The organism is Terasakiella sediminum (assembly GCF_033100395.1).
In the GTDB taxonomy this organism is placed as follows: Bacteria; Pseudomonadota; Alphaproteobacteria; order Rhodospirillales; family Terasakiellaceae; genus Terasakiella.
The window spans coordinates 1-10458 of record NZ_JAWLVJ010000045.1 but is presented as its reverse complement, the minus strand read 5'-3'; the positions used below and the strand labels follow the sequence as shown (position 1 = coordinate 10458).

Here is a 10458-nt window from a genome sequence, read left to right as displayed (position 1 = left end):
TGGCAGGAAAAGTTTATAGATTAAACCCGACCTGACAGTCACCGCATCAAAGCGGGTAAGTGTCAGATCAAGTCGCGACTACTACAGTTTAGAGGGAAAATTTTCAAAACTTCATCTGCATCCTTTCCCATAAAGGTGATGGATCGCCTCTATCATTACCATGCCTCCAATACGGAATAATGTCATCCTTCAAATGTTTCCAATTGCTTTTAAAAAACCTTGTGGATTGCTCAATGTCAGTAAAATCGTCCGGCAGCTTTGACGGAACTGCATAGTTGAAAGTTCCCCGTAATTTCCTGTCCGTAATTAACTCACCGCTGTCTCCGTCATAAATAGCTTCACGACCATCTGGATTAACAAATTTTCTTTCTGGTTTACCAATTCCATTGTCATGATATCTATTTTGCCAAGCTGGGTATTCCTCCCAACGGCTCCCAAAACGTCGCACATCATTTACGTTCTCGGGTAAATAAACATTTTTCGCATCACGTTCTTCAAAGTGCCAACTGGTGTCATCCGCAAAAGCTGGCAATCCACTTGTCGGGTTACGTTGTTCAAAACCAGACCCCACAACATACATAGCCAGATCATTGCCCAAATTTTTCTGCAACACATCCATCAATTCAGAAGTTTGGGCACTCAAGGGGATAACAATTTCCCCTTTGGTCAAATGTCCAACTTCAGTGTCCTGTGCATGAACAGGTCCATTTACACCGATCTGGTTTGCCACTTTTCCGGCCTGGACCGGGCTGTCATACAAGTCGCGAAATCCCTGGCGGATCATCTCGACATACGTCGGGTCCTGATCACGCCAATAGCGCGGATCATCCATCAGTTTTCTGAGACGTTTGAATCCGGGATTTGCCGTCATTTCATTTTGTTTCATCATTTTCTCCAAAGAAAAAGCCACCCCAAATTCATGAGGTGGCAATCGATTTCTTTTTAAGTTTCCAGTTCCCGCAGGGCCGCACGCGCCCCTGCCAGAAGACCGGCGATTTCTTCATCTTCAGATAAAGTCGGTACTGCCCCCTCTTCTTCTTTTTCCGCCCAGCGCACCAGTTTGGTGAGCAATTCCACATGGGAAAGGGCGGCCTTGCACGCCGCATGATGCGCAGCAAAGCCCTTTGCATCTTCAGGCACTTCGGCGTCCGAAAAAGCTTCGTAGCTCACCGTTGCACTTTGAATTAGCGAAGGCAGCAGGTCAGACAAAAGCGTGCGCACTTCTTCGATGCTGCCTGGCTTTTTACGTCGTCGCCTGCGTCGGAGTTTGGGTTTCGTCTCGTCAGTCATTCTCTCTCCACTTCATAAAAAAAGCCGCTTTCGAACCTGCGAAAACGACCGGACAATGTGATTAATGTGAAAAGAAAATATTATGAAATATCCAACCCGGCAGGTTTTACGGCCTGCAGTTCTTCAGCCGTTGTCGCAGCTTCAATCGCGTCTTCATTGGTCGCATCACGCAAGGCTTGTTTCTGCGCAGCGATCGATTGTTGCTGTGCCGTATCACCCGCTTCCAATGCTTTCATATAATCTGCATCCAGACGATCCAGTTCAGGTTGACGGGCCGTGCGAATCTTTTCACGACAAATCTCGCGGGCCTGTACCATATCAACTTCGATAACCGCGCCATCCAGCAGCCAGGCTTTCCGAAACAATCGATCTGATGGTTTTGATACAGTTTGCGCTTCAATCATACCAGTTTGAGTTTGAATAAAGGTTGTGGTCATTGTGATTTCTCCTGTTGTATTTTCCAAGCGTTGCGCCAGTTACGCGTTTGTGGAAGTTGATCTTTGCGGCAGACGATCATTTTGATCGAGTTTCCGTTTTTCACATTCCAGACATGAGCTGGAATGTCTTTCTGAATCAGATATTCAATGGCTTCTTCTTCCGTCATGGCCCCGATCGGTGGGGTATCATGCAGGATATGTCCATTTAACACACGACCATCTTCATCATATTCCAGATCGTGATACACACTGACGGGTGGGAGGATATCCCCATTCAGCGCACAAGCCATCCAGTTTGGATCAGGAATAAGAACACTGGCCGGATGATCAATATCTGCTTCAAAAACAATGCGATAATCTGATTGAACAGGCTGCAAGTGCTGTTTCGCCACCGCCAGCCGCTCATAAAGTTTCAGTTCTGATAAATGTGTCATGCAATTTTCCAAAACATAAGATCCAGATATATTTCATCGGTGCCAGCCGATGTTGAATATCCTGCATAGCCGGCATTACCAGCATGAAACCTGACAATAATATCTTTTGCCGCAGCCAGGGTAATCATACCCATAACCGAATAATTGGAAGACCCCCCCCCTGAATCATATGACTGCAAAGACTGGCCAATCAACAATTCAGTACTGTCCGTCTGATTGTACAAAATCGCTTTTGATTGATCCATGACATCACCGACGCAAAAACCCTGAACGAAATAATTTCCTGCGGGTAAGTTCACAACGTTACTGGACAAGGAAGCGCCAGCAATACCGTTGTAGTGAATTGAATTGATTGTGCGGGTATTCATACCCGTGCCAAGACTGTCACCAATCGTCCCGGCTGGCTTTCGGTCCTGAACATGCAGCAAGTTGGCAAAACTGTTCGCAGCTAATCCATTGATGTTATTTGCAATAAGATTGCTCATGCCAAATCTCCTTGATGCGAAACACAAAACAACAGACTATCGCTTGATATTCCACTATCTGTGCTGCCAAACTGATTGACACGGGAATAACTGATCGCACAAGTCAAACGCTGCCCTGGGGCATGGTAATAATAAAAAGCACTAGAACTTGTATCTGCATCCTGATAAGCCCAAGTGCAATGAACGCAATACCCTGTGTTTGCCATATGGCTAGTCAAATTGTGTGAAAAGTCGGACTGGCCATGATCTATGACAGACGAAAAATTGAAGCTATCATCAACGACACTGTCCCACTGAGAATAGTTCATCCAGGCTTTCACAAGCCCGCTATAAACGACATCAGTATCAACGCCCTTTGTCCCGTCAATTTTCTCTATTCGATCAACACGTAACGTCATGCCAAATCTCCCACCCAGTTAATTGCTGCAATTTGTTGGTCAACCGCACCACCAGATCCCGCACTGGTCGCAACCCACAACACGCGGTGGAACGCAGAAGCAATTACCGAATTTTGTTCGTACGTCGCAATGCGCAAGGTAGCACTATCTACCCCATTACCACCAAACGAACTGACACAATATTGGGTCGTAGCCATATTATTGATAAAATAATAGGTAAAATCACCCGTACCATGATCCGTCTGAGAGGATACATTCATGCTGTCATTAATGACTGGCGTCTGATTGTTGCTATGGCACCAACCCTTGACCGTTTGAAGATTTGTCAAATCAACAGGTTGGCCATTACTTTTTTCAATTCTATCAACATAAAGTGTCATGCTAAATCTCCATGAAATGTCATTGAACCATTGTCCAGATCCTGCGCCGCCCCGTTGTAATTATAGGATTGCCCTGTGATCTGTGTTGCCGTAAAGCCTGTGTCAAAAAATCCGTAAAAAGCACTTTGATGCTGCCCACCCGTCGCACTGTAATTTGCCCCGATATATGCATTTGTATGGTGCATTTCAGGCCGTCCCGTTCCGGCATCCACAAAGCTGCTAAGATTGAGGCTGTTTTTTACGGTTGGCGGGTTCATCGTAAAACTGATAAATCCTTTGGCCGGACACAAACCTGTTAAATCAACGGGGGATCCATCCTGCTTTGAAATGGTGTCCACCTCGATGACATTTGTTTTTAATTTCGCTACCATTTAAACCACCGTGTAGTTGCCGTTGACCGTCAGTGTATAACCGTCAGCGATTGTGATAGGGCCGACAGAAACACCATTGGTTCCCGTCGGGATTGTAATATTTTCCGAAATCGTATCCCCGTTTGTGCGAATAATTGAATCAGCCCCCAGTGATGGCCCGCCAAGCGCAACCGTAGGATCGATTTTGACCTGCGTAATCGCCCCATCAGCGACATCAGCGGTCACAATCTGATCTGCAATCGCTCGATACAGATTAGGATTAAAAGAGTCCGCCAACTCAGCTGCCGCTTCTGCCGCTGCTTGTGCCGCCGACGCATCAATCGCAGCCTGGGTTGCCGTTTCTGCGTTGGCTTGCGCGGCTGCAATTTCGTCAGACCCCGGACCCGCAATCGGACTACCGTTGCCGTCAAAGGCCAATGTTTTGTCAGTACGGTCTTCTTTGGATGGCAGAACAAGAGCCGCATCCGCATCCGTTGGGTTCAACAGAACAGAACGGTTCAGATCATCTGCGTTCTGTTGAGCTACCGCGACAAGGTAATCCAGTTCCTGGTTAATCACATGGGCATGAAAAGCGCCCCCTTCTGCGAAGTCGCTTGTGCGTTCAATCACCAAACGACGACGCAAGGTGACGACCACACCTGCCTGGGGTGGCGTATCAAAAGTGACACTGCCCCCTGCACTTTGCCCCGCACCCGCGACGCTATAACCCGTCGTCTGCAAGGCATCATCCAGATAAACTTCCAGATCCCCCTCTTTAAAGATAGGGAATAGGTAAATAAACTCCGTCTGAATAGCGTCACCCGTCTCCTGTGTCCAGGGGCGCAAATTGCCAATTACGATGCTTTCACTCATCGTTCTTACTCCTCAAATTGATTGTGATTGTTAGGCGTTTGCCGTCATTTCTTCGACGACAGACATCACGCTGAAAGGCAACGGCGTATCCTGTTCAATACGCCACAGACTTTCTGTCCCGTTTTTGCGCCAGCCAAGCGCACGAACCGTAATGTCACCGGTAAATTTTTCAGGGGCACTGTCCAAGACACCTGTCGGCCCAAATTGTTTAAAAGGCACATCCTTTGGACCGCGCCCCACATCCAGCTTTAACGCCTGGGTATCCTTAAGACGAAACGTCAGGGAAACCAGACGCACCCGACCACCTTGCGATGCCTGCCCGGTTGATTGCGGACTTGGTGGCAACGGTTCCAGAATATGGGTAAAGCCCAATCCGGCCTCCAAAGCGTTGACTTCCCGGTCCAGCACAATCTGCCCGGACGCAACGACTTTGCTTGGATAGACCGCTCCATCCGCCACAAGGCGCATGGTTTCACCTTCCAGATGATCCAGACCCGACCAAGTAAGGGAGCCATCTTCATCTTCCCCATAAAGGCCGCCATCGGTAGAAAGAGTGTCATCAAACACTTCGATTAGGGTCTGGCCATTTCGTTCCACCAACACATAAGCTTCTTGACCAACCACAGCGATATTCTTGAAGGTGCCTTTTGTTTCCAGCACCGACCAGGCCGAAATTTTTTCCGCCCGATAGACACTTAAGGCCCCCATAGTGCCATCGCCCATGACCATATAGAACAAACGGCGATAACTGTCGTAATCCTGATCCACCGGGTCATTCATCAAATGCTTACACAACATGGCCAGGTCATTGGATTGATAGGCTTGTTCCATATCCGTAAACAAAAATTCCCTCAAATCCTGACCATCGCGGGAAATAAACAGTGTGGCACCATCCACATTGCGCGGCGGGACATAGCGATCAATAGGCGCACCAACACGGGTCTGACGTTTCAGCTGAATGGTTTCCGGAGTCAAAGGCTCCCCCGATACCATCCATTCTGCCCCAGAGGTAAAGACCTGCAGGTGACGCGATGAAAAGAGCGAGCGAATAGCATTTACCTGATCTGACAGGATGGCAAACTCAATGGCTTCATCATCCAGCCCCTCGCCCAGGTCAAAGTTAAACAGGTCAGATGATTTGGACATCCATAAGCGGTTCGGCAAATCACGTGTGCCGCCGATTACAAGACGGTCCTGATGGAACACCACTGCAACCGGCCAGCCATGCACAGCTGAATAAGTCTGTTCTTCCCAATCCTTGGTGTCAGAAGTATTCACCAGCCCGTCTTTTTCCTTCACCGTCGCACTGGCAACGGTGGGCGAGGTAATGGCTGTGATCTCCACCTCTTTTTTCGCAAGGCGCATGCGCGTGCCGACATGGCCATTTACAAACACATCCGCACTTGCAGTCAACGTAATGTTCCCGGTTGTCGCACTGGCCTGCATAGTGACGTCATCATCAGAAAATTTATAATAGGGCTGTTGAATTTTCCCGGTCTCTTCATCTTCATAAAACGTCCATTCAGCCACCGTCCATTCCGTATGGGATGTACGGGTAATTTTGCGCGGACTGACATCAGGGTGAACCACCAGCAAGGTATCCGCACTTTGGGTCCAAGTCAGGAGATTGAGCTGGCTTTCCGACCAGGGCGTATCAACTTCAACCTCTTTCACCCCATCACGATAGACCGACAGTTTCATATCACTGAAGACCAGCAGATAAGTTTGTTCGATATTAAATTCGAACGATACAAGCCGGGCAGGACCCAAGGCCGTATCCACATGGCGAAGCCCCGGTCTGCGCCTAACGCCCCCTGTTGGATAAATGATCAGGTTGCGCATGGTCTGCATCCCGTTTTCATAGGCTTTCAAATCTCCCCGACCGATCAGGTACGGGGAAATTTCACCGCCGGAAAAACTGTTTTTAGAAATGCGTGTACGTGCCATTTAGTACCTCACTCCCACCAGACCATCCAGAGAGATGGACTGCGGCGTTTGTTGTTGCGCATCGATATTGCGCGCTTTTTGAAGTTCCTTTTCCCCCACCCGCATGAATGCTTCCCCGCGTGACGCACTTTCTGTCAAGGGCAGGCAGAATTCAGCCGATAAATGGGTAATCAGGCACTGGGTGAAATAAGGCGGAAATTCCGTTGGTTCCGGGCGAAAAATATAAGTCAGCACCACATCTTCCATATCCGTATGCAGGCGCTTTTCCTGAATGCGATAAGTCACACCGCGCCCCGAACCACCTGTACCCACCGACAATGCGCGCAGAAAATCACTGGGCAATTGATAGGCGTAAGCAAAATCCGCAATCGGTGTGGCGGTCAGTCGTGGCAGGCGTTTTTGCGCCGTAGCAAAACTCCAGGGATAGGAAGAAAGCAAGCTGTCACAGACGCCAGGATAGAGGTTATTGGCGACTTCTGCTTCGGCTGAGCCATCTTCAAAGGAGGAGATCGTATTCGCGCCAATCTTCAAAAGTGCACGCGAACACAACCCGATCTTGGTTAAAGACATAGGTCCGTTTCCTTTCAATTACAGATATTACAAATTTTATGTGTTTTATTGTAGATATGCCGCCTCATAAGACCCACATGGCGGCTGTGAACTAGGTCACTGTTTTCATTAAATAAAAAAAATAATATGAAGTTCACTTGCCCTTCGGAATAAGGTATGATTCTCTATAAGGCAGGTAAGAGTTTTCAAGCCAGTAAGTTGAATAGCCATGCCTTGGAGCACCCATGTTGGTTAATAACGGTAGCAACAAACGCGACGCACAACGCAATCAGATCACCCAATTCATTGGCAGTCTGAAAGACAAAACCAATGAGCTTGACGGCTGGGCACAAAATGCCGAAGCCACCATGACGGGGGAAGGGTTCAAGACCTATCTGGAATTTCGCGATCTGGTCATTGAGTGCGAAAGCTTCAATGAAATCATTCAGCGCCGCCTGACATCCGCTGAAAAAGAAGGCGATAACCCTGACCTTCAGGATCAACTCGACGAATTAAGCGCGCGTCAGCTCACCCTTGCGATCCATGCCTCGCTTAAATTCCTCAAATACATTTCTGAAAAGAACCTGCCTTTGGGGTCTCGCGATGTGTTTATTCAGGAACTCAAAGACCTGCATCGCATGAAACAAAGCCTGGACAATGAGCGTCTGCAGGGCAAAGTCGATGCCGCCGCCCTTGAAGACCAGCGCAAGGTGGAAGAAATCCTGAACGTCGTCATCGAAAAGGCTCCGCAACTATTTAGTTTCGAGAACCTTGACGACAACGACGACAAGGACGATTAACTCCGTTTCGTCATTCCTGCGCAGGCAGGAATCTGAAACAAGCCCCCTGCCTTCGCAGGGGTGACGCTGGTTGCTGTTCCTTAGTCCGTGTTGGTCGCACCAACAGCAGTCATATCAGCAAGATCAACCGTTGATCCCGTGCTGGATGAAACCAGGAAGATGCCTGCGGCAGGTGTGCCGTCCGTATCCACATTTGCCATAACCATATCACCAGTGCGCAGCATGTCCGCTGCATCGTTGAAATAGCCGGACGTGTCCACATCGGTTGCCACGTCAGTTGTCGCATAGTGCCACAGGGTAAAGCCGTTGGAATAAGCCAGCACACTCAGATTTTTAGACTCAAAAGCCATAATGATTTTCCTTTTCAAAAAAGATCCCCGCAACACCACAAAGCGGCATTACGGGGACAAGTAAGGGAGACAGAAGTTAAAGGCGATTAAGCCGCTTCAAGACAACGAAGCGAAACCACACCTGTTGGGTCGATCAGAGTTGAACCCTGACTCATCATGTTATTCACAAAGTGCGCTGCACGATCGCCATGCCAGGAAACATCAGATTTGATGTCATGACCGATGGCGTGACCGATGGCTGTTTTGTGGTACCAGTAGCAGTAACGCACATCGCTTGTTTTGGTCAGGCCGGAATGTGGCATCCACAGCGTACCCAGCCACTTTTTGGCCTGAGTACCTTTCCAGGGCAGGTCATCTTCACCGACATAATCCGCTTTGGTAAATTCATCGATCTGCAAAAGATCAGACCATTGTTTCCAGCCGACAATCGCATAACGATCACCATCGTCCGGCACATCCGCTTCACCCATCATTTCAAAAGCTTCCAGCACTTTAGCCTTCGTCAGACCGTCCGTACCAGCGCCTGCGAAATTGGTGGATTTATCCAGCTCATTAATCACCAGTTCGTCGGTTTTGCGACCCAGTGCATAAGCACCGGCTTTCGAGACCACCTGCATCTCGTTGATGTTGGTTTTGATCTCGTCCAGCTTGTCGATCCAATCGCCAGCATAGTAATCATACAGCTTACATTCGACCGGTTCGTGATCGATATTCATGATCGGCACTTTACCGTGACGACCCTTTGTGCTGGCTGTGCCTTTACCGATTTTCTGGAAGGTGGTCGTCGCCCCTTCGATGTTGTTTTTTGTGCGCACCGTGTTGCGCAGTTTGGAGCCCATCTGTTGGTATTGCAGGTGAACTTCGGCCACATAATGACCAATAAACGAATTTTCAACGGATGTAGACATTACATCACTCCTGTAATTGAATTGATATGTTGGGTGGGGGGCCGCACACGCCTGTCGGTTATGGATGGATCATCCGCCGAAAAGGGGCAGCCAAATGCCAACGGGCCGGATCGATCAAAAGACCTAGCCGGTTATCCGTTTGAGCTGAATTTCATGTTTGGAATTTAGGAAATCATCGGGAGAAAAACACTCTGGTCACACTTCTCCTGTTGACTGAGAACATTTGTAGAACAAAAGGAGCTCAAAGTCAATGATTATTTTCCTAAATATGGATATTTTTTTAGGGCAGATCCCTCTACCCTGTCACAAAGCCTGATAAACCAAGGGGTTTGCGGCTTAAAAATCAAAACCGAGATTGTACGCAAAACGCCCCGTCAGGTCATCTTCATCAGTCTTTTTGACGATCTGCGTGAACGCATCGCTGGTTTTTTGCCCAACAATGCCATCATCTTTCAGGTTGGCCCCCAGGTCATTGAGCGTATCCTGCAAGGCAAGCCCTTCCACCTGAAAGCCTTCTTTCGGTGATTTCTTTTTCGGCAAAAGCGGGGAGAAGGTTTGGCTGAGTTCATCCGCCAAATTCTGTGGCCCCTCTTTCTTCGCCTTTTTCACCACTTCCTTAAACTGCCCCAGCGCCAAGGCTTCGGCGACCTTACCCGTGCCTTTTTCCACCAGCGCCTTTTTCAAACCAAAGGACGTCTTCGGCCCGGCCACGCCATCTTCTTTCAGCTTCACCTGTTTCGCAGCACCTGGAAGTGGTGACTGGTTGTCCTTGTTGGTCAGCATATTAAGACCGGATTGAATGCCTTTGACCACATCACCTTCTTCTTTCTCTTGTGGCAACTGATCAATCACCGCAGAAACCGCCGCTTCCAAATCCTGCCCCTCAATGGTTTTGATCGGGCTAGGCTGTTTGGGCATCGAGCGAACGGGCTGTGGCTGGATCATCTTCCCGGTGTCATCAAATTCAACCGGGTTAATTCCATAATAATACTCAAACCATTCTCGCTCTCGATCCATCATCGCCTGTTTTTCAGTATTGGAAGCCTTCTCCCGCGCCTTCATCAACTCTTTGAGTTCCGCTTCGGTGAGGTCTTGGGGCAATTTCAATGTTGCATCCTTCTCGGTCGCATTTTCTTTGAAATTTTGCTTAAGCTTATCAAGACTTAAACTAGGTCCTGTTGACAAAGTGGATTTACAAATTGCGTAGAATGTGATTCAAGACTTCTTTTTATGAGGAGAAGTCTATGCGTAATTTGA

The 10458-nt window shown here is 48.4% G+C and carries 16 protein-coding genes; 2 read left to right on the top strand and 14 right to left on the bottom strand.

All coding sequences use genetic code 11. From position 1 onward, the window contains the following. Nucleotides 1-103 precede the first annotated feature (103 nt). The 11 genes from RYZ26_RS19435 to RYZ26_RS19385 form a co-directional block, all read right to left on the bottom strand. A complete protein-coding gene (locus RYZ26_RS19435; protein ID WP_317684921.1) occupies nucleotides 104-889 on the bottom strand; it encodes a hypothetical protein in 786 nt (261 codons plus the stop codon). A 53-nt stretch (nucleotides 890-942) separates the two neighbouring features. Then, complete coding sequence (locus tag RYZ26_RS19430) at nucleotides 943-1290, bottom strand: hypothetical protein (RefSeq protein ID WP_317684920.1); 348 nt, start codon at nucleotides 1288-1290, stop codon at nucleotides 943-945. Between the two features lie 80 nt (nucleotides 1291-1370). Next, nucleotides 1371-1727, bottom strand: a complete 357-nt coding sequence (locus RYZ26_RS19425; protein ID WP_317684919.1) for a hypothetical protein — start codon at nucleotides 1725-1727, stop codon at nucleotides 1371-1373. Further along, nucleotides 1724-2161: a hypothetical protein gene (locus tag RYZ26_RS19420; RefSeq protein WP_317684918.1), complete on the bottom strand. Its 438-nt coding sequence runs from the start codon at nucleotides 2159-2161 to the stop codon at nucleotides 1724-1726. Before RYZ26_RS19420 ends, RYZ26_RS19425 begins: the two co-directional genes overlap by 4 nt. After that, nucleotides 2158-2646: a hypothetical protein gene (locus tag RYZ26_RS19415; RefSeq protein ID WP_317684917.1), complete on the bottom strand. Its 489-nt coding sequence runs from the start codon at nucleotides 2644-2646 to the stop codon at nucleotides 2158-2160. The genes RYZ26_RS19420 and RYZ26_RS19415 overlap by 4 nt, the downstream gene beginning before the upstream one ends. Continuing rightward, nucleotides 2643-3044, bottom strand: a complete 402-nt coding sequence (locus tag RYZ26_RS19410) for a hypothetical protein (RefSeq protein ID WP_317684916.1) — start codon at nucleotides 3042-3044, stop codon at nucleotides 2643-2645. Before RYZ26_RS19410 ends, RYZ26_RS19415 begins: the two co-directional genes overlap by 4 nt. Next, nucleotides 3041-3424 (bottom strand): hypothetical protein, encoded by a 384-nt coding sequence (locus RYZ26_RS19405; RefSeq protein ID WP_317684915.1) that lies wholly within the window; start codon nucleotides 3422-3424, stop codon nucleotides 3041-3043. Before RYZ26_RS19405 ends, RYZ26_RS19410 begins: the two co-directional genes overlap by 4 nt. Then, nucleotides 3421-3795, bottom strand: coding sequence for a hypothetical protein (locus tag RYZ26_RS19400; protein WP_317684914.1), 375 nt, complete (start codon nucleotides 3793-3795; stop codon nucleotides 3421-3423). Before RYZ26_RS19400 ends, RYZ26_RS19405 begins: the two co-directional genes overlap by 4 nt. Then, entirely contained in the window at nucleotides 3796-4647 is an 852-nt protein-coding gene (locus RYZ26_RS19395; protein WP_317684913.1) for a hypothetical protein, read from the bottom strand. Between the two features lie 30 nt (nucleotides 4648-4677). Next, nucleotides 4678-6594 (bottom strand): phage tail protein, encoded by a 1917-nt coding sequence (locus tag RYZ26_RS19390; RefSeq protein WP_317684912.1) that lies wholly within the window; start codon nucleotides 6592-6594, stop codon nucleotides 4678-4680. After that, a complete protein-coding gene (locus tag RYZ26_RS19385) occupies nucleotides 6595-7164 on the bottom strand; it encodes a phage connector family protein (protein WP_317684911.1) in 570 nt (189 codons plus the stop codon). It lies immediately after the preceding gene. A 224-nt stretch (nucleotides 7165-7388) separates the two neighbouring features. On the opposite strand from RYZ26_RS19385, the gene RYZ26_RS19380 reads away from it, so the two are divergent. Next, nucleotides 7389-7943, top strand: coding sequence for a hypothetical protein (locus tag RYZ26_RS19380; RefSeq protein WP_317684910.1), 555 nt, complete (start codon nucleotides 7389-7391; stop codon nucleotides 7941-7943). Nucleotides 7944-8023: 80 nt separating this feature from the next. On the opposite strand, the gene RYZ26_RS19375 is transcribed toward RYZ26_RS19380, so the two are convergent. After that, nucleotides 8024-8293 (bottom strand): hypothetical protein, encoded by a 270-nt coding sequence (locus RYZ26_RS19375; protein WP_317684909.1) that lies wholly within the window; start codon nucleotides 8291-8293, stop codon nucleotides 8024-8026. Nucleotides 8294-8379: 86 nt separating this feature from the next. Beyond that, the gene (locus RYZ26_RS19370) at nucleotides 8380-9201 is read right to left on the bottom strand and encodes a phage capsid protein (protein WP_317684907.1); all 822 of its coding nucleotides are present in this window, start codon (nucleotides 9199-9201) and stop codon (nucleotides 8380-8382) included. A 33-nt stretch (nucleotides 9202-9234) separates the two neighbouring features. On the opposite strand from RYZ26_RS19370, the gene RYZ26_RS19365 reads away from it, so the two are divergent. Continuing rightward, nucleotides 9235-9369 carry a hypothetical protein gene (locus tag RYZ26_RS19365; RefSeq protein ID WP_317684906.1) on the top strand — a complete coding sequence of 45 codons (135 nt, stop codon included), beginning with the start codon at nucleotides 9235-9237 and terminating at the stop codon, nucleotides 9367-9369. A gap of 168 nt (nucleotides 9370-9537) precedes the next feature. On the opposite strand, the gene RYZ26_RS19360 is transcribed toward RYZ26_RS19365, so the two are convergent. After that, nucleotides 9538-10308 (bottom strand): hypothetical protein, encoded by a 771-nt coding sequence (locus tag RYZ26_RS19360; RefSeq protein WP_317684905.1) that lies wholly within the window; start codon nucleotides 10306-10308, stop codon nucleotides 9538-9540. Between the last annotated feature and the right edge of the window lie 150 nt (nucleotides 10309-10458).